Origin of the sequence: Marinobacter sp. UBA2688 (genome assembly GCF_002352785.1) — a bacterium.
Taxonomy (GTDB): domain Bacteria; phylum Pseudomonadota; class Gammaproteobacteria; order Pseudomonadales; family Oleiphilaceae; genus Marinobacter; species Marinobacter salarius.
Map to the genome: position 1 here is coordinate 217,838 of NZ_DELU01000022.1, position 17,849 is coordinate 235,686.

General features: G+C 57.3%; 17 protein-coding genes. 9 read left to right on the top strand and 8 right to left on the bottom strand.

Annotation, left to right across the window (positions count from 1 at the left end; genetic code table 11):
• On the top strand, positions 1–813 hold an 813-nt coding region (locus B3M52_RS11315; protein WP_286749600.1), incomplete at its 5' end, for a GNAT family N-acetyltransferase.
• On the opposite strand, the gene B3M52_RS11320 is transcribed toward B3M52_RS11315, so the two are convergent.
• Positions 802–1,812, bottom strand: a complete 1,011-nt coding sequence (locus B3M52_RS11320; RefSeq protein WP_007153713.1) for a LysR family transcriptional regulator — start codon at positions 1,810–1,812, stop codon at positions 802–804. The genes B3M52_RS11315 and B3M52_RS11320 overlap by 12 nt on opposite strands.
• 230 nt (positions 1,813–2,042) lie before the next feature.
• Between B3M52_RS11320 and B3M52_RS11325 the strand changes: the two genes are divergently transcribed.
• Together B3M52_RS11325 and B3M52_RS11330 are read left to right on the top strand one after the other, a co-directional pair.
• Positions 2,043–2,816, top strand: a complete 774-nt coding sequence (locus B3M52_RS11325) for a hypothetical protein (RefSeq protein WP_041336667.1) — start codon at positions 2,043–2,045, stop codon at positions 2,814–2,816.
• Between the two features lie 122 nt (positions 2,817–2,938).
• Positions 2,939–5,209 carry a hybrid sensor histidine kinase/response regulator gene (locus B3M52_RS11330; protein WP_256713629.1) on the top strand — a complete coding sequence of 757 codons (2,271 nt, stop codon included), beginning with the start codon at positions 2,939–2,941 and terminating at the stop codon, positions 5,207–5,209.
• On the opposite strand, the gene B3M52_RS11335 is transcribed toward B3M52_RS11330, so the two are convergent.
• Both B3M52_RS11335 and B3M52_RS11340 read right to left on the bottom strand, forming a co-directional pair.
• Complete coding sequence (locus tag B3M52_RS11335; RefSeq protein WP_036205291.1) at positions 5,169–5,639, bottom strand: MarR family winged helix-turn-helix transcriptional regulator; 471 nt, start codon at positions 5,637–5,639, stop codon at positions 5,169–5,171. The genes B3M52_RS11330 and B3M52_RS11335 overlap by 41 nt on opposite strands.
• 3 nt (positions 5,640–5,642) lie before the next feature.
• A complete protein-coding gene (locus tag B3M52_RS11340; RefSeq protein ID WP_075196229.1) occupies positions 5,643–6,128 on the bottom strand; it encodes a glutathione peroxidase in 486 nt (161 codons plus the stop codon).
• A gap of 240 nt (positions 6,129–6,368) precedes the next feature.
• Here B3M52_RS11340 and B3M52_RS11345 point away from each other — a divergent pair, with 240 nt between their 5' ends.
• The 3 genes from B3M52_RS11345 (at position 6,369) to htpX (ending at position 9,034) form a co-directional block, all read left to right on the top strand.
• Complete coding sequence (locus B3M52_RS11345; RefSeq protein ID WP_036205287.1) at positions 6,369–7,583, top strand: pyridoxal phosphate-dependent aminotransferase; 1,215 nt, start codon at positions 6,369–6,371, stop codon at positions 7,581–7,583.
• A gap of 10 nt (positions 7,584–7,593) precedes the next feature.
• On the top strand, positions 7,594–8,055 hold the full coding sequence (locus tag B3M52_RS11350; RefSeq protein WP_075196230.1) for a hypothetical protein: 462 nt from the start codon (positions 7,594–7,596) through the stop codon (positions 8,053–8,055).
• 97 nt (positions 8,056–8,152) lie between these two features.
• Positions 8,153–9,034 (top strand): protease HtpX, encoded by an 882-nt coding sequence (gene htpX / locus B3M52_RS11355; protein ID WP_075196231.1) that lies wholly within the window; start codon positions 8,153–8,155, stop codon positions 9,032–9,034.
• Between the two features lie 30 nt (positions 9,035–9,064).
• Here htpX and pdxB read toward each other — a convergent pair whose 3' ends face one another.
• Genes pdxB through B3M52_RS11370 form a run of 3 tightly spaced genes read right to left on the bottom strand, consistent with a single transcriptional unit; the run spans position 9,065 to position 12,110 of the window.
• Positions 9,065–10,219: a 4-phosphoerythronate dehydrogenase PdxB gene (pdxB, locus tag B3M52_RS11360; protein WP_075196232.1), complete on the bottom strand. Its 1,155-nt coding sequence runs from the start codon at positions 10,217–10,219 to the stop codon at positions 9,065–9,067.
• 19 nt (positions 10,220–10,238) lie between these two features.
• Positions 10,239–11,525, bottom strand: a complete 1,287-nt coding sequence (locus tag B3M52_RS11365; protein WP_041334245.1) for a DEAD/DEAH box helicase — start codon at positions 11,523–11,525, stop codon at positions 10,239–10,241.
• A gap of 6 nt (positions 11,526–11,531) precedes the next feature.
• Positions 11,532–12,110: an elongation factor P hydroxylase gene (locus tag B3M52_RS11370; RefSeq protein WP_041336666.1), complete on the bottom strand. Its 579-nt coding sequence runs from the start codon at positions 12,108–12,110 to the stop codon at positions 11,532–11,534.
• A gap of 150 nt (positions 12,111–12,260) precedes the next feature.
• Here B3M52_RS11370 and dsbD point away from each other — a divergent pair, with 150 nt between their 5' ends.
• Positions 12,261–14,174 carry a protein-disulfide reductase DsbD gene (gene dsbD / locus B3M52_RS11375; RefSeq protein WP_075196233.1) on the top strand — a complete coding sequence of 638 codons (1,914 nt, stop codon included), beginning with the start codon at positions 12,261–12,263 and terminating at the stop codon, positions 14,172–14,174.
• 10 nt (positions 14,175–14,184) lie between these two features.
• Here dsbD and tusA read toward each other — a convergent pair whose 3' ends face one another.
• Positions 14,185–14,424, bottom strand: coding sequence for a sulfurtransferase TusA (gene tusA / locus B3M52_RS11380; protein WP_041334240.1), 240 nt, complete (start codon positions 14,422–14,424; stop codon positions 14,185–14,187).
• An 89-nt stretch (positions 14,425–14,513) separates the two neighbouring features.
• Between tusA and B3M52_RS11385 the strand changes: the two genes are divergently transcribed.
• Positions 14,514–14,798, top strand: a complete 285-nt coding sequence (locus B3M52_RS11385) for an antibiotic biosynthesis monooxygenase family protein (RefSeq protein WP_041334237.1) — start codon at positions 14,514–14,516, stop codon at positions 14,796–14,798.
• Positions 14,799–14,818: 20 nt separating this feature from the next.
• Here the strand turns inward: B3M52_RS11385 and rlmM are convergent, their stop codons facing one another.
• Entirely contained in the window at positions 14,819–15,895 is a 1,077-nt protein-coding gene (gene rlmM, locus B3M52_RS11390; protein WP_075196234.1) for a 23S rRNA (cytidine(2498)-2'-O)-methyltransferase RlmM, read from the bottom strand.
• 112 nt (positions 15,896–16,007) lie between these two features.
• On the opposite strand from rlmM, the gene B3M52_RS11395 reads away from it, so the two are divergent.
• Positions 16,008–17,849, top strand: coding sequence for a sensor domain-containing diguanylate cyclase (locus B3M52_RS11395; protein WP_075196235.1), 1,842 nt, complete (start codon positions 16,008–16,010; stop codon positions 17,847–17,849).

Genomic DNA, 17,849 nt, shown 5'->3' on the forward strand with positions numbered 1-17,849 from the left:
CCCGACAACCCCCCCGTTGGCGTCGCCCGCCTGTTCTCCACGTTGGAGGAAACGGCACACATCGGCCGCATGGCTATTCTTCCGGCACACCGGGGCAAGGGTCTGGGTGAAGTCCTGCTACGCCATCTTGTCTCCGAAACCGCAGAGCGTTTCACCGAGCTGCAACTTTCCGCCCAGGAACACGCCATCCCCTTCTACCAACGCTCGGGCTTTCACGTGTGTTCCGACCTCTACGACGACGCCGGAATCCCCCATGTCGACATGCGCTGCCTCGCTCCGAAGCTGATGAACGACGCCTATTCAACCCGTGAGAATCCCATGTTGTTGGGTGAAGATCGGGACGCCTGGCTGTTTGACCGCGAGAGCACCATGGTAGATTTGATCGACTCCCTGACTGGCCAGGCGCGTCAGCGGATCTGGCTGTATGACCGGGTGCTGGACCATGATCTCTATGACCGCCTGCGCTTCCGGGAACTGATATCCGGCCTGGCCCGTCGACATCGGCTCAGTGACGTGCGGCTTCTGATTCACGATGACAAGCCGCTGGTCCAACGCCGTCACCAGATTGTTGAATTGATGCGCCGCCTGCCCAGCCGGATTGAACTGAGGCTGGTGAACGAGGATTATCCGGTGGACGACCAGCCCTTCCTGCTCGCGGACCGCGAGGGCGTGGTTTACCGGCATGACTTCTACAAGCCGGAAGGCTTTGCAACGTTTGCAAACAGCGGCCGGGTAAAACTTCTCGCTGAGTCGTTCCAGCGCATGTGGGATGCAGGAAGGAGTTCTCTGGAACTGCGAGAACTACCGCTCTGAGTGGCGGATACCGGGCACCCCGGTGGATTCAAACTGTGCTCCGAACGGGGCAAATTCCGCGTCTACCTCTTCCGCCACTTCGGCAATCAGCTTACGTAACCACTGGTGATCCGTGTTGTGTTGCAACAGCGGGCTCCAGGCCATTTTGAGCTCGAACGGCGGTATCTCGAACGGTGGCACTTTAACCACCAGGTTGGCGTTGTCTTTCTGCAACCAGGCCGCCCGGCATGGCAGCGTGGCGATCAGGTCGTGCTGCTCCGCCAGCAGCATCGCCACCTGGTAATGCCGCGTAAACACGGAAATCTGGCGTTTTCGGCCCATCAGTGACAAGGCCTCGTCCACCCACCCCAGGCGCTGGACGTCTTTCGGGTTCACCCCCACCCCGACACCAAACCCGGTCTTGCTGACCCAGATATGACTGGCGTCCAGGTAGGTATCGAGGGTAAACGGCTCCTTGAGTATCGGGTTACGTGCGTTCATCAGGCAGGCAAAGTACTCCGTCCACAGAGTTTTCTGGTGGAACGACTGGGGGATCTTGTCAAAACGGTTGATCGCCATATCGAGGCGCCCCTGCTCCACGTCGAGGAAGCTCACGTCACTGGGGGTAAGAACATCCAGAGTCACATGAGGCGCTTCCTGACGAATCCGGCGAAGTACCCGTGGCATCAGGCAGGATTCCGCGTAGTCACTGGCCATGATCCGAAACACGCGCTGACTTTCCATAGCCGCGAACGCGGTTTTCTCATGAACCGCCTGCTCAATATCGGACAGAATGCTCCGCACCAGTGGCTGTAGCTCAGTGGCACGCTCGGTTGCGGTCATCCCCTCACTGGTACGAACCAGCAGCGGGTCTCCGAACAGGTCCCGCAGTCGGCGCAGGCCGTTGCTCATCGCGGGCTGGGTAATCCCAAGATGATTGGCGGCTTTGGTGACGTTCCGCTCCCTCAACAGTACATCGAGATAAACAAGCAGATTGAGGTCTACCCGGGAAATGTCCATGACGTGGCCCCTATCGGAAGTAACACGTAAACGGCTTTTATTCACTAGAATAATGGTCAACAGGGTATCAATTCATCGGATTGATATGAAGCTGCAATCTTTCACATTTCAGAACGGAATCATCCGGGGTTTTCTGCTAATCTTCCGTATACTTGCTGGATTTCTCCGGATTTTTTCTGTGGCCGGAGCTGCCAGTGGCCTGTCCATTCAGCCGGAGTGTTTGCAACAAGATGGATACCACAATGATTGTGCTGCTACTGGCGGCTGTCGTTACCGTTTCGATCATTATTATTGTGGCCAGTCAGATGCGAGAGCGCGCACGTATCGAGCGTATTCGTAAAACAACGGCTCTGGAAGACAGCTACAAAAGAGCCGGCCGCCTGCTCTCCGAAATCCCGGGCCAGTATTTCACTGCAGATTTGAAACTGCTATTGATCAAGCGGATGGAGGAGTCTTGCAAAGACCTCCAGGCCCTGAAATCTGATCAGCCCGTTGAAGAACGACTGAGTGCTGTACAACAGCTGAAAAAGTCCGTAATGGACGGCGAAGACAAGCGCACTCCGATCAAGATCGACTCCCCCGAAAAGTCCACCTATGTCCAGGAGCTGCTGCAAAATCTGTTCAAGATGATCGAGGGCATGCACAAGGCCGGCAAGATTGATAGCGCCACCGCCAAGAAAAACCTGAAGTTCGTGTTGTTCCTGGTGCACAAGACCCACGCCGACCTGCATGTGTTCCAGGCACGCGATTATGTGAAGCAGAACCAGATTCGAAAGGCCATTCACGCCTATCATCTGGCCAGTACCGAAATGGGCAAGTCCAGGGACAACCCGATGGCCATGAAAGCCGTGAAAAGTTTCCGTACCCGCATCAAGGAACTGGAAGCCATCAAGGGGGACGAAGAACACAGTGCCGCGGCCGCGGGCCAGTCAAGCCTGGACAAGGAATGGGATACGTTCCTCCACGACGATGAGTGGCGCAAGAAAGCCGACTACGACGACTAGGCGCCAACTGGCGCCCCGCGAAAACCACCGAAACGTTACAACAGGGACCGTGAAACGCCGTGACAACTGCATTCCAAAAGCGGCTATCCTATCGCCTGACCCGTGACACCGTTTTAATCGCAATGGTATTGGGCCTTGTGCTCAACATTGTCCAGGTCACTCTCGATTATTTCAGCGCCAGGGACTCCATGGAGCAGGAGATCCGTGCGCTCATCGAAATCAGTCACAGCCCCGCTTCGCAGATCGCCTACAACATCGACATCCGGCTTGCGGAAGAGCTTCTTGATGGCTTGCTTCGCCATCCCGCAACCATCGACGCCCGTATTATCGATAACAATGGCCAAACCATGGCTGCGGCGAGCCAAAGCAGCCCGGATTCGCGCTATCGGTGGATCAGCGACCTGCTCTTTGGTGACAGCCGCGTATTCAGTCAGGAACTGGTGGTACCGCAGCTGAGTGACCTCTCCCTCGGGAGCCTCACGGTCACCATCGACACCTACCACTACGGCCTGCTGTTCCTCCAACGCGCGGGCTATACCGTCATCAGCGGCCTGCTGAAAAGCCTGGTGCTGACTGCTGCACTGCTGTTCATTTTCTTCTTTGTGCTGACCCGGCCCATGCTGAACGTCATCGGTGCTCTGAGCCGGGTCAAAGCTGAAACGCCTGAGAAGGTCCGGCTTCCTGTGCCGGAGAATCATCGTGAAGATGAGATCGGGCTGATGGTGGGTGTCATCAACCAGCATCTGGAAACCATCGATTCCAGCCTCGCACAGCTCAGGATGGCCGAAAGTGCGATGAAGAACTACTCCAGCCAGCTGGAACAGGAGGTGGAAGACCGCACTCGGGAAATTTCCGAGAAGAACGATGCCTTGCAGCGAGGCAACCGCGCCCTGGTTCGCGCCAAAGAGGACGCTGTACGCCGTGCCAGGGCCCGTGCCAATTTCCTCGCCAGCATGAGCCATGAGATACGCACACCACTCAACGGTGTTCTGGGGATGTTGGGCCTGGCGCTGGAAGGCGACATGGAACAGGCACAACGAAACCGGTTGGAAATTGCGCTCAATGCCGGCCAGAGCTTGCTCGGTCTGTTAAACGACATCCTGGACATCTCCAAGGTCGAAGCCGGGAAATTGAGCCTGGAGAACATCCCGTTTTCACTCCGCAACCTGGTGGAAGAATGTGCGACACTGCATGCCCAACAAGCCAGGCGCAAGAATATTGACGTTGTGGCGGACATCGACTGTGACCTGCCCGAAAGCTTTCTTGGCGATCCCACCCGAACTCGGCAGATCCTGAACAACCTGCTCAGTAACGCTATTAAATTCACCGAGCAAGGCTTCGTCCGCATCCACGCCACCCGCTACAACGGCAACGTACGCATTGACGTTGTCGACACCGGTATCGGCATGTCCAAGGAAGGGCTGCACAGGATATTCTCACCCTTCTCACAGGCTGACAGTGACACTACCCGGCTCTATGGCGGCACTGGTCTGGGCCTGACACTGTGTCGTCAACTGGTGGAGCGGATGCATGGCCAGATCCTGGTAGATTCCGAGGAGCACGAAGGCACACACTTCACTGTGAACCTGCCCCTGCCGGTTCACGATGAGCAGGAGAGCCAACCGTCGATGCCGGCTATTCCAGGCCTACTTCAGCAGGTAGGCGTCGATATCGGGATGCCCCGGGACTATCCGCACCGCACGCCCATCGAGCATCAACTGAGAGCCTGGGGCATTCCACTGCGCGAGGCGGCACCCGACGGAGAGGGAATTCTGATGATCGCCGCCAACGAAAGCGACGAGACCGCGGCACAACTGGCATCGTCCTGGTCCGGCACCGGCATTATTCTGGTGGACCGGGACGGCTCCGCCCATCCCACCAAAGATCGTCAGATACTGTCGATGCCACTCAGACGTGAGCAGTTGTACCGAACACTGTGCAGGGCAGCTGGGCTGGACACCGGGGACAGGGCAAGAATCATCGAAACCCCGGCTGGCGTGTCACGCACGCTGAATCTTCTTCTGGTCGAAGACAATCAGGTTAATCAGGTGGTCGCCAGCAGCATGCTGAAAAAGCTGGGCCACACTGTCACCCTGGCCGAAAACGGCAAGCAGGCACTGGAAGCCTTGCAGCAAAGCGAAAGGAGATTCGATATTGTACTGATGGATTGCCAGATGCCGGTGATGGACGGCTATGAGGCCACCCGCAATATTCGTGAAAACCCTGAGTGGCAGGATCTGCCAGTGATCGCGGTCACCGCCAACGTCATGCAGGGAGACCGGGACGACTGCCTCGAGTCCGGCATGAATGACTACATCACCAAACCTTACAATCGTGCCGACCTGAAATCCATTATTGACCGCTGGGCGCCTCCCCAGCCTCCAGAAGACTGAGGACAGATCGCAGCTCTTCCCTCAATTCCACAATGCGCTCCTGATCAATGCCCGTACCACACAGCAGGCGGCCGGGAATGTCCCGAGCCTGCTGGCGCATGGCACTGCCCTTCTCAGTGGGGGCGACCGTAACCACTCGCTCATCGGTGGTATCCCGCAAACGGGTGACCAGATCACGCTCAGCCAGACGTTTGAGCAGCGGCGTCAGGGTTCCGGAATCCAGGCGCAGTCGTTTACCCAGGTCAGACACCCTGACCGTCTGTCCGTTCTCCCCGGCTTCCCACAACACCAACATGACCAGATACTGCGGATAGGTCAGATTCAGTTCCGCCAGCAGCGGACGATAGCGGGCGGTTATTGCCCGGTTGGCGGCGTAGAGGGCAAAACAGAGCTGATTATCCAGCGCCAGGACGTCGTCTTCGTCAGTCATGGTTCACAGTAACGCTTCAATGTCGGCGCGAATGGCAGACGGCTTGGTGGTCGGCGGGTAACGACGCACCACCTCACCCTCACGATTCACCAGGAACTTGGTGAAGTTCCATTTTACAGCTTCCGATCCCAACAGCCCCTTGGCACTGTGCTTCAGGTACTCAAACAGCGGGTGGGCATTAGGGCCGTTGACGTCAATCTTTGCGAACATGGGAAAGTCCACGCCGTAGTTAAGGCTACAGAATTCGCTGATGGCCTTGTCGTCCGCCGGGTCCTGATTCCGGAACTGGTTGCAGGGGAAACCGAGCACTTCGAGGCCTTTTTCTTTCAGCTCGACGTACAGGGACTGCAAACCCTCAAACTGGGGAGTGAAACCGCATTTGCTAGCCGTGTTTACGATCAACAGAACTTTGCCACGGAACTCATCCAGGGAATGCTCCTCACCGCGAATATCGGCCGCGTTAAAGTCGTAGATGCTTTGGGTGCTCATTACATTCCTCCCTTGTATTTTTCGCTATTATATTTTGCACAACCCTATTTACAACTGATTCCGTCACGGTTGCCACGCTCAGTTCATGGAATCTGTGAGCTTTGGGCGTTAAATCTCCGCATTTGTGCCACAATTCATCACAATTGGCCTGTTGCCGCCGGCCGTTGCTCCGCTAGAATACAGGCTTGTCTTTGAAACATGGCACTTGTCATCTTACCGATCTAAGGAAATACCGGGCTTATGCAGAACTATCTCAAATCCGCCAAACTGGATAACGTGTGTTACGAGATACGTGGCGTGGTTCTGCGTGAAGCCCGTCGGCTGGAGGAAGAGGGCCACCGGGTTCTCAAGCTCAATATCGGCAACCCAGCGGCTTTCGAACTGGACGTTCCCGAGGAAATCCAGCAGGACGTTATTCACAACATGCCCCTGGCCCAGGGGTATGTGGAATCAAAGGGGTTGTTCTCTGCGCGTAAGGCGGTGATGCACTATTGCCAGCAACGTGGCATCGACAAGGTGGATATCGACGATATCTACCTGGGCAACGGCGTCAGCGAAATGATCGTGATGTCCATGCAGGCCATGCTCAATACCGGCGACGAGGTTCTGATCCCGGCCCCTGACTATCCGCTCTGGACGGCCGCCGTGACCCTGTCCAGTGGCAAGCCGGTTCACTACCGATGCGACGAGCAACAGGACTGGTTCCCGGATATCGACGATATCCGCAAAAAAATCACCCGCCGCACCCGGGCTATCGTGCTTATCAACCCCAACAACCCCACCGGCGCCGTGTACTCCCGCGAATTGCTGGAACAGGTGGTGGAACTGGCGCGGCAGCACAACCTGATCGTGCTGTCAGATGAGATCTACGACAAAATCCTGTACGACGGTACTGAACACGTCCCCACCGCGTCACTGGCGGATGACGTGCTGTTCTTTACCTATAACGGCCTGTCCAAGAACTATCGTGCCGCCGGTTACCGTTCCGGCTGGATGATTATCAGCGGCGCCAAACACCGCGCGCGGGACCTGATCGAGGGCATCGAAATGCTCTCCAACATGCGCCTGTGTGCCAACGTACCGGCACAGCTGGCCATCCAGACCGCACTTGGGGGCTACCAGTCAATTGAAGACCTGGTGGCACCGGGCGGTCGCCTGTTCGAACAACGGGAAACCGCCTGGAACCTGCTCAATGATATTCCAGGCGTCAGCTGTGTGAAGCCCAAAGGCGCTCTATATCTGTTTCCAAAGCTGGACCCGAAGCGCTTCCCCATCGTCAATGACGAAAAGCTGGTACTGGACCTGCTGCTGCAGGAGCGCATCCTCCTGGTTCAGGGTTCCGCCTTCAACATCGACGACAAGCAACACCTGCGCGTGGTCTTCCTACCCCGCGAGGACGCCCTTGAGGATGCCATGAAGCGTTTGGCACACTTCCTGTCGTCTTACCAGTTGTGAAGGGGGCTTGATGGCGGACATTCATATCGAAGAGTTCTACAAGGACGCCGCAATCGCCCTGGTTCAGCTCTACAATGCCTTTCCCCGCCGGGTGAACCTGTTTGTGGAAGACATTGCTGGCCCCGACGAACCAGACGAGTTCGGGCTCCACAGCAAGCGGCACATGGCCTGCTTCGGCACCCTGCTCTGGTTAGCTGAGGAAGGCCTGCTCCGCTACGTGGATACCATCCGCCAGGAAGCCCTGGACCAGGCCGTTCTGACCCAGCGGGCGTTCGTGCGCCTGAGTTCGCCTGCCAGCCCAGATCTGCATGAAGAAAACAACTCTGAAAGCAGCCAGAACCTGCCACCGGCTATCCGCGAGGATTTTTCCACGCACATACACATGCTTCGCAACGCCCTCCGAAGCGGTAGCTCCGCAAAAATCAGCCGCGTAATGCAGGCGACGTTCTTTTGCGACCGGTCCGATCATTAAATTGGCGTAAACCTGTTGAACATGGCCACACTGGCCACATATAAATACCCAGACACAAACCGCGGTCTGCGGCCGACGATTCAACAAGGGATTCAAGATGCGTATTCTGCTGTTTCTTGCCACCAACCTGGCCGTCATTCTTGTCGCCAGTTTTACCCTGAAACTTCTGGGTGTTGACAGCTATCTCGCCCAGAACGGTATCCAGTACGGTTCGCTGCTTGCCTTCGCTGCGGTCTTCGGCTTTGCCGGCGCCATTGTATCGCTGCTGATTTCCAAGCCCGTGGCTAAGTGGAGCACCAAGGCAAAGGTGATCGAGTCGCCGCGTACGCCGGCTGAGCGCTGGCTGGTAGACACCGTTCGCGAGCTTTCAGAAAATGCCGGCATCGGTATGCCGGAAGTCGCCATTTTCCCGGCTTCACAATCCAATGCTTTTGCCACCGGTTGGAACAAGAACAACTCGCTGGTAGCCGTCAGCGAGGGGCTGCTGCACCGCTTTAACAAGGAGGAAATTCGTGCGGTCCTGGGCCACGAAATAGGCCACGTGGCCAACGGCGACATGGTAACCCTCGCGCTGATTCAGGGTGTGGTGAACACGTTCGTGATTTTTGCGTCCCGCGTGATCGGCTCGTTTGTTGACCGCGTGGTGTTCAAGAACGAAAGCGGGCATGGTATCGGCTTCTTCGTGGTCAGTATCGTGGCGGAAATCGTGCTGGGCATTCTTGCCAGTACCATTGTGTTCTGGTTCTCGCGTCGCCGGGAATACCGTGCCGACATCGCTGGCGCGCAACTGGCAGGCCGTGGCGCCATGATCAACGCCCTGGCGCGGCTGAAACAGGAAAGCGAAGTGCCTGATCAAATGCCCGACAGCCTGCAGGCGTTTGGCATCAATCGAGGTGCAAGGGCGGGCATCAGCGCCCTGTTCATGACACACCCGCCGCTGGCCAGCCGGATCGAGGCTCTGAAGAGCGCGCAGCTGTAATCGGCGCGAACAGGCGCGTTCGAAGGAACGTCAGAGCTTCAGTTTGAAGCCAAGGGCCCGGAAAGTATCCTGCATGGATTTACTGGTGCCCTTGAGCTGGATCTTCAAACTGGAAAACTCCCGCCGGACCGGATAATCCCGGCGCAACCGGTCAAAGGCCTGCGCCCGATCCTCCGGCGGCAACGCCATTGCCAGCCGCATGCGAGCGTCATCCTGGCGCGGATCGTAGCAGGACCGTATGGCAATATTGGCTGACGCCATTTCTTCTGCAGCACTGGTAAAGGAGAGTTTGCTCAACGCTGGTTCTGGCAGGAATTGACCAGCCTTCTTGCGGGCGGGCAGTCCCATATAGCGACTCAGCGCCTGGTACACCACCTCACTACCCTGCACCTTGCCCTCCAGGCTATAGCCTGCGATATGGGGAGTGACAAGCCATACTTTTTCCACCAGTTCAGCGTTAACCCGGGGCTCATGCTCAAAGACATCCAGTACCACTGTAGGCGCGTTTGGCGCTTCCAGACGCGCCAGCAAGGAGGAGGTTTCAATAACTTCGCCCCGGCTGGTATTGATCAGCAACTGGTCTTCAGTCAACGAAGACAATCGTTCCTGCCCGAACATATGAAGCGTTGCATGCTCTCCCTCGCGGGTCAGTGGCGTGTGCAGTGTTACCACGTCGCACGCCATGGCCTCGTCAAGACTGACAAATTTCTCGCCTTCGTCGCCTTCCCTTTCGGCCCGTGGCGGGTCACAAAGGCGCACATTGAAACCGAGCCTGTCCAGCTTGCGTGCAAGCTCTCCACCTACATTGCCGGCACCCACGATACCAACACTGAGTTTTGACCAATCCGCCACGCCACGCTTTTCCGCGTGCAGTGAGATCACTGACAGCACGTACTCAACCACACTGTTGGCGTTGCAGCCGGGCGCCGCCGAAAACGCGATCCCACTGGATTCAAGCCATTTCTGATCAACATGGTCGGTACCGATGGTACAGGTTCCAACGAAGCGGACCCGGCTTCCTTCAAGCAACGCCTGATTGACCCGAGTGACTGAACGCACCAGCAGGATATCCGCATTCTGAACATCCGCAGCAGACATCGTGCGCCCGGACACTGGTCGTATCTCGCCGATATCGCCAAAAAACGATTCCAGTAAGGGTATGTTCTCGTCCGCTACTATCCGCATGATCCTGCTTCCCAACCTGTTAGTTCCTGCGTTGACGCTGGTTTCCGCCACGTCCACCCTGGCTGCGGTTGCCTTGGGGACGCCGGCCACCACGCTTGCGAGTGATCGGCGGTTTGGCGAGTTCGGTCATCAGCGCTTCATCCGGCACCGCCGTGGTCAGTTTCTGGCTGATGTAGGACTCGATAGCCGGCAGTGAAAAGGCATCGTCCTCACTGGCAAAGCTGACAGAGACACCGTGCTTCCCTGCCCGACCGGTGCGTCCGATACGGTGAACGTAATCCTCAGCGTTGTCCGGCAGATTATAGTTGAATACGTGGGTTACACCGTCAACGTGGATACCACGACCGGCGACATCCGTGGCAACCAGCACCTGAATGCTGCCATTCTTGAACTGTTCCAATGTCTTCAGCCGCTTGTTCTGGGCGATTTCCCCTGACATCAGCGCGACCTTTACGCCCTGGTTGCGAAGGTCCTCATCCAGGTCACGACACTGGTCACGACGGTTCGCAAAGACGATGGCTTTTTCCACCTCGGGGCGCTGAAGATAGTTGACCAGTACCGGCAGTTTTTCATCCTCGCCCACCAGGTAGACAGTCTGCTTAACTCGCTCGGCGGTCTTCTGTTCCGGTTCGATCTCGACGAATTCCGCACTTTTGGTCCACATCGAGGCGAGGTTGAGGACGTCCTGGTTAAAGGTGGCGCTGAACAGCAAGGTCTGACGCTCTTCCTTTGGCGTGCACTTGCGGATAATGCGCTTCACATCAGGAATAAAGCCCATGTCCAGCATCCGATCCGCTTCATCCAGAATCAGGATGTCGAGCTGGTCGAGAAAAACGTCCTGAGAGCCCAGGAAATCAATCAGCCGGCCCGGGGTTGCCACCAGTATGTCAACGATCTCGTTCTGGAGCTGATCGCGCTGTTTATCGTAGTTCATACCACCCACCACGGTGACCACATTATGGCCCGTGTAGCCGCATAGTTGCTCGGCGTCCTTGGCGATCTGCATGGCCAGTTCACGGGTTGGCGCCAGGGCCAGAACCCGGGGTTCCGAGGCGAACCGGTCCTCTTTCGGAATCGGCGTTTCCAGCATGCTCTGGATAGCAGTGATCAGGAATGCGGCGGTTTTACCGGTGCCAGTTTGAGCCTGGCCGATCAGGTCCTGGCACGCCAGGGTGAACGGAAGAGTCTCTGCCTGGATGGGTGTGCAATGCTCAAAACCGATATCGGTGATGGCATCGAGCACTCGCTGGTCAAGGTTGAGATCCTTGAAGAAGGTTTTGCCGGCTTCGGGTGCGTCAGATGTCATGTTGCTTCAATCTACCTCAGTGTCTGTGGCGGAATCGTCGGGCATCAGGCGCCTGGTCTCTTTCTTCCAGACTTCGTTAAAATCAGCCGCGGTTCCGTAAAATGTCTTGAGCGTCTCGAAAAACAGGCCCGCGCGGGCCGGCATGCCGTGCTCAAGGTAATAATCTGCCTGCGCCCGCACATTCCTGCGAAAGGCGTTCTCATCCCATGCCCCGCAACCGGAGAGATTGTCGACGCTGATGTGGAAACGTGTGCCCGATGCGGCAGAGAACAGCCATTCCAGGGCCTGCGGCTTGATTTCAGCCTTTTCAAAGGCTTGCTGCTGCGCCTCGTCGCGGCCATCGGGACAGTACCAGTAGCCAAAGTCCCGAAGTGTGCGCCGGTGCTCACCGGCGATACACCAATGACTGATTTCATGCAGAGCACTGGCATAATAACCGTGAGCAAAGATAATCTGTGCGTAACTGCCAGACGCCGTTGCGGGCAGGTATTCAGGCTCATCGCTGCCCTTGACCAGAACGGTCCGGTAATCCTCCCGGAACAGGTCACTGAACAGCATGATAAGATCATCAGGATCGTGTTTCATGGGACGGCTATTGTGCGACTTTAGACCGTTCAATACCAGAGGGAACTTTTGCCTGACAAATGAGTCCATTGCAACCTTGGGATGCAGGGTTTCAACAGACACTGAGACCACGCAGATATTTCCAGAACCAGCTACGGTAATCCATTGACTATGACCGGCAACAACACAGCCTCACGCAGTAGTGCTCTCCATCGGGTGCTGAGCCGCTTTTTAGTGTTTCTGGCACTGTCCGCCGTATCGCTGTTCGCGTCCGCGGCAGGCAATTCGCTGTTCGGCGGCAGCAACGATTTCCTTCCGGTGGACGAAGCCCTGCCGTTCAATTACACCGTCGATACCGGCGCTATTGTGCTGTCCTGGGACGTCACCCCTGAACACTACCTCTATAAAGGCCGCATCCAGGTAAGCAGCAAAACAGACGGCGTCACCCTGGGTGAACCTGATTTCTCCTACACAGGTACCGATACGGAGGATGAGTTCTTCGGCAAGGTCACGGTCTTCTACGACCCGGTTCAGGCACGCGTCCCGGTCAATCTTCCGGAAGGCGTCCGCGAGGCGGAGCTTCAGGTTACCTACCAGGGCTGTGCCAAGGCAGGCCTGTGCTACCCGCCGCAAAGCCGTGACGCGCTGTACTACGCCAGCGCCGGAAGCAACGACGCCCCCGTTCCTGCCGGCATGTCCGGCTCTTCGGGGTCATCAGGCAATGCCCAGTCATCGTCAACAAATGCACCCACGGATACATCCTCGGCGACTGGGCTCGCCGGCTTTTTGGCCAACCAGTCTGTCCTGGTCATCGCGGCCCTGTTTCTGCTACTTGGGCTGGGGCTGACCTTTACACCCTGCGTCCTACCCATGGTGCCAATCATTTCCTCACTGGTGTCCAGTCGCAACACCAGCACCACCGCCCACGCGCTGCTGCTTTCCGGCAGCTATGTCCTGGGTATGGCACTGACTTATGCCGCAGCGGGTGTGATTACCGGGTTACTGGGTGCCAGTTTCAACCTTCAGGCACACCTGCAGTCGCCGTGGGTGCTGAGCGTTTTCGCGGCACTGTTCGTGGTATTTGCCCTCTCCATGTTCAACCTGTTTGAGATCCAGCTTCCCCGGTTTATCCGGGAACCGCTCAACGATGCCAGCCATCGCCTGACCGGCAGCCGCGTGGTCAGCATCTTCGGCATCGGCGCGCTGTCAGCACTGATCGTTTCACCCTGCGTGTCGGCACCGCTTGCTGGCAGCCTGCTTTACATCAGTACCACCCAGGATGCCGTCATTGGAGGCGTTGCCCTGTTCGCCCTTGGGCTCGGCATGGGCATTCCCCTGATACTCGTGGCGGTGGGTGGCCGCAAACTGTTGCCTTCCACCGGTCCCTGGATGAACGTGGTTAAGGCCTTCTACGGCGTCATGCTGCTGGCGGTTGCAATCTGGTTGGTGGAACGGCTGGTACCAGCCTGGCTGGCGCTGACACTCTGGGGGTTACTGATTGCCGTGACTGGCGTGCAGCTCGGAGCCTTCGATGCCGCAAAGGCTGGCTGGGAGCGCACTCGCAAAGGCCTCGGCCTGGTGATGTTTGCCTACGGTATTGCGCTCTTGGCCGGCGCGGTGTCTGGCGCCAATGATCCAATGAAGCCATTAGCGCCGTTCACGGCAGCCAACCCGGCGGTTGCGGGTGGCTCTGCCTCCCAGATGGCCCACGCCCAGTTCCTCCGCCTGGAATCGCCCGCCGATATTCGCAATCAACTGGCCCAGGCCAAACGAAACGGCACCCCGGTCATGCTGGACTTCTACGCCGACTGGTGTATCTCCTGCAAGGTTATGGAGCGGAACGTTTTCAGCAATGACTCTGTGATCCAGGCGCTGTCACCCTACACACTGCTGCAACTGGACATGACGGACAACACGCCCGCCCAGCAGGCACTGCTTGAGGAACTGGGGCTGTTCGGCCCGCCAGCCATTCTGTTCTATGGCAACGATGGGGCTGAGCTGGAAACCGCCCGGATACTGGGCGAAATGGACCGCGAACAGTTCCTCGGCCATCTGAACGCACTGGACATGTCGGGCGGCTCCTGACAGCCTTCAGTCACTCCCCTCGTCGGATGAAGTAAACAAACTCCTGGTCATCCTCGGCGCTGTACACCAGCTCGTGATTCAGGAACTGGCAGAACCTCGGTATATCCCGGGTTGTTGACGGGTCCGTGGCAACCACCTTCAAGACGCCCCCTATACTGATATCCACGATTCTATTATGCAGCAGCATGACGGGTTCGGGGCAAAACAGTCCCCGGGCGTCCAGCTCTGCATCGTGTTCCGGTTGTCCCAATGTTCTTCCTCCTGCGATTCCACCTGAATTTTGGAAAATACGTGCTAAATTATTGTTTATAGATGTCAAAAAACAAAACGAGGTAAACAATGATCCGGGTGCTGATTGAACGTCATATTGCTGAAACACTCGAATCCGCCTACGAGGACAGATCCCGCAAGGTCCTTCAGAACGCCGTAAGCGCCCCCGGCTTCGTTTCCGGTGAAACGCTGGTCGATACCCACGACTCCAACCATCGCCTTACCCTCTCCAACTGGCGCTCCGAAGCCGACTGGCAGCGCTGGTTCCTCTCAGAGGAACGCCGGGAACTGATGGCGGAGCTGATTCCAATGATGGACCGGGACGAGATTATCACCGTGTGGCAGCATAGCTAAAGCACGCTATTTACAGGCGCTCAGTCCCTGCGTTCTATGAAGCAGGTGATCTCCTCACGATCGTGGTAGAGGTGACGGGCCCTCAGCAGGAAGTTCATTTCCGTCTGTGCAAGGCCTTCTTCCAGGATGTCCTTGCACACCAACCACTCGTCGTATCGTTTTTTCATCGGTAGTTTCAGATTGAAAACGGTATAGCGACAAAGCTTGGCAGACAGCCAATGCACGACCATCTCCGAGGTTCGGCGTGGATGGTCGACGATATCGCACACCATCCAGTCCACACCGCGCCGGGGCCTCCATTGATAACCATCTGCCTCAACATGCTCTACGTGTCCGGAAGCCATCAACTCAACATTCATGGGCCCATTATCAACGGCGGTCACCATCATACCCTGCCGGACCAGTTGCCAGGTCCAGCCACCGGGAGCCGCGCCCAGATCCACAGCCTGCTTGCCGCTTCCCAGGTAGTCCAGTTCCTGGCCCGGGGGCAGGAACACCTTCCACGCTTCTTCCAGTTTCAGCGCCGATCGGCTGGGGGCGGACGCGGGCAGTCGAAGCCTTGGTATACCACTGACGTAACGCGCACGATTGCTGGCCAGGCTGAACCCGACGATGGCGCGTTCAAACCCCGTCAGCAACACTTCAAGCCGTGCCGGCGACTCAGCTTTCGAATCCTTCTCCAGTAACCCGGCGCCCCTGAGCGCTTTCGACAGTGGGGAAACCCATTTGCGGGCGAAGTTGCCGAGGTCTGCGTCAGCGTTGTTTTCGGGAAGACGAATTTCAATACGGGCACAGACAGGAATCGCCCCATCAACGGACCGCAATGCGTCAATAACGGCGCCGACGCGATCCGACGTGGGCAGGGCTACGTCCGCTAAAACCACAAACCAGTCCCTGACAAACACCAGCTGGTCGATGGACAGCCGCTGGACCAGCATCTCCACCTGCCCGGGCCCCGGGCAGTGAAAGGTCAGAAATCCCTGGTTTACAGAGGGCTCGAAGTAACCATAGACCCCGCCGCTGGCAGCCGAGTCGGTTAACTCCCGCCCCGCTTCCGTCTCGAACCCGGGACGACAAATTGCAATCAGTTGTTCCATTAGGCACCTGGACAGGGCTTCTCACCAGAAACCCCAAATTTGAATCTATTTAACATATACACAGCCCGCATTTGTCTACACTATTGGGCTTTCCGCTGGCAGGAATACCTTAATGCCGCTGTACCTGCGCTTTCTGTTCCCACTGATCGGGCTATTACTGGTCACGGACCTGTCACTGGCGACCCATCCGGGAACGACACCTCATTGCCCGGCGCTGGACGCCAACGATCCGGTGCAACGGGAAGCGCTGATGAACCATGTCTGCTTCCTGAGCGCAGCACCCGACACGCCCGCACATCGGGCCGAATCCCCCCGTGAACTGCCGGCGGATATTCAATGGACATCCGCCAGGGGACACGATCTGGTATTCAGCCACACCGATTCGGTGTACTGGGTTCGCCTCAATGTTCGGAATTCCGACGATAGCCAGAAGCTCTGGTACCTGAAGCTCAATTACCCACTGCTGGATGAAGTAACGTTCTGGCGCTCCAGCGAACTCGTTGAACCAGCCTTGACCACGGGGGACCAGCACCCCTTTCTCTCGCGGGGCATAGATTACCGGTATTTCCTGCTCCCCGTCACGCTCGGCGCTGGCGAAACCCAAACCATCACCTTGCGGATTCAGAGCAGCGGGGCATTGAACGTTCCGCTGTCGCTGAAAACGCCGGAAACGACGATCGCGGAAAGCAACCACCTTACCCTACTGCACGGCTTCTTCTATGGGGCGTTGCTGGTCTTTGCGGTATTCAACCTGCTGCTCTTTTTCAGTTCCGGCACCGGCTACTACTTCTACAACGCCTTTTACATGGCATCCCTGGGGCTGTTCCTGTTCGCCATGGGCGGTTTCGCCAACCAGTATTTCTGGCCCGACAGTACCGGTTTCGCCAATACATCGATTCCCATGCTGATGTCGATCAGTTCGCTGGCCATGACCCTGTTCGGGCGCTCATTCCTCGAAATCCCCACCAACACGATTGCGAACAAGGTGTTGACGGGGCTTGCCCTGACCAGCGCAGGCCTGTTCATCATGGCATTCCTGTTGCCCTACAACAGATCCATCGTATTGAATACCGGGATTGCACTGCTGATCATTGCCTGCCTGTTTATCATTGGCATCATCCGCTGGCGCCAGGGATATTCTCCCGCCAAGTGGTACGTAGTGGCATGGTCTGGCATGTTGGCAGGCGCCCTGATCTATTCAATGGCTGCCTTTGGTTACCTGGCTGACTTCCTGGCACGGGAAATCTTTATGCAGGCCGCCGTTGGAGCGCAGGTTATTCTGCTCAATTACGCCATGGTGCAGCGTTGGCGGCTATTGAATAAAAAGCTTCTGGACGTAGAGCATAACGCCAGAACCGAGCTCGAGTTAAAGGTGCATGAACGCACCGCGCAGCTTCGCAGCACCATGAGAGAGCTGGAAAAGGCAAACCGGCAGCTGGCAACCCTAAGCCTCAATGACGCTCTGACCGGGCTCCATAATCGCCGTCATATGGACAACCTGCTGCCGGAACTCTGTGCCGAAGCCCGACGTACTGGTCAACCCCTGACCATTGCTCTATTGGATGCCGACCACTTCAAGGCTGTCAACGACTCCTGGGGGCACGAGTTTGGTGATCGTTGCCTGCAACACATTGCCGACATTCTCAGGCGCCACGTCAAACGACCCCGTGATGTTGCTATCCGCTTTGGCGGAGAGGAATTCGCCATCCTGTTACCCGGCACCGACGCGAATGGCGCTCTGGGTGTCTGTGAAGGGATTCTTGAGGATATCGCTGCGATACGCGTGCCTGCGGACGATGGCACACCGGTTACGCTGACCATGAGCGCCGGTACCGCCACGTTATCCCAGGGGGATGATGAGCGAGATCTGTTCCGGCGTGCCGATGAGGCGCTCTATCGTGCCAAAGCGTGCGGTCGAAACCGGACTGAGCAAGCGACGCCCGAGGTCTCCTGA

What these genes read in the sequence shown, in the direction of transcription:
- B3M52_RS11320 (WP_007153713.1), bottom strand. Translation starts at nt 1,812, where the DNA reads ATGGACATTTCCCGGGTAGACCTCAATCTGCTTGTTTATCTCGATGTA.
- B3M52_RS11325 (WP_041336667.1), top strand. Translation starts at nt 2,043, where the DNA reads ATGGATACCACAATGATTGTGCTGCTACTGGCGGCTGTCGTTACCGTT.
- B3M52_RS11330 (WP_256713629.1), top strand. Translation starts at nt 2,939, where the DNA reads ATGGTATTGGGCCTTGTGCTCAACATTGTCCAGGTCACTCTCGATTAT.
- B3M52_RS11335 (WP_036205291.1), bottom strand. Translation starts at nt 5,639, where the DNA reads ATGACTGACGAAGACGACGTCCTGGCGCTGGATAATCAGCTCTGTTTT.
- B3M52_RS11340 (WP_075196229.1), bottom strand. Translation starts at nt 6,128, where the DNA reads ATGAGCACCCAAAGCATCTACGACTTTAACGCGGCCGATATTCGCGGT.
- B3M52_RS11345 (WP_036205287.1), top strand. Translation starts at nt 6,369, where the DNA reads ATGCAGAACTATCTCAAATCCGCCAAACTGGATAACGTGTGTTACGAG.
- B3M52_RS11350 (WP_075196230.1), top strand. Translation starts at nt 7,594, where the DNA reads ATGGCGGACATTCATATCGAAGAGTTCTACAAGGACGCCGCAATCGCC.
- htpX (WP_075196231.1), top strand. Translation starts at nt 8,153, where the DNA reads ATGCGTATTCTGCTGTTTCTTGCCACCAACCTGGCCGTCATTCTTGTC.
- pdxB (WP_075196232.1), bottom strand. Translation starts at nt 10,219, where the DNA reads ATGCGGATAGTAGCGGACGAGAACATACCCTTACTGGAATCGTTTTTT.
- B3M52_RS11365 (WP_041334245.1), bottom strand. Translation starts at nt 11,525, where the DNA reads ATGACATCTGACGCACCCGAAGCCGGCAAAACCTTCTTCAAGGATCTC.
- B3M52_RS11370 (WP_041336666.1), bottom strand. Translation starts at nt 12,110, where the DNA reads ATGAAACACGATCCTGATGATCTTATCATGCTGTTCAGTGACCTGTTC.
- dsbD (WP_075196233.1), top strand. Translation starts at nt 12,261, where the DNA reads ATGACCGGCAACAACACAGCCTCACGCAGTAGTGCTCTCCATCGGGTG.
- B3M52_RS11385 (WP_041334237.1), top strand. Translation starts at nt 14,514, where the DNA reads ATGATCCGGGTGCTGATTGAACGTCATATTGCTGAAACACTCGAATCC.
- rlmM (WP_075196234.1), bottom strand. Translation starts at nt 15,895, where the DNA reads ATGGAACAACTGATTGCAATTTGTCGTCCCGGGTTCGAGACGGAAGCG.
- B3M52_RS11395 (WP_075196235.1), top strand. Translation starts at nt 16,008, where the DNA reads ATGCCGCTGTACCTGCGCTTTCTGTTCCCACTGATCGGGCTATTACTG.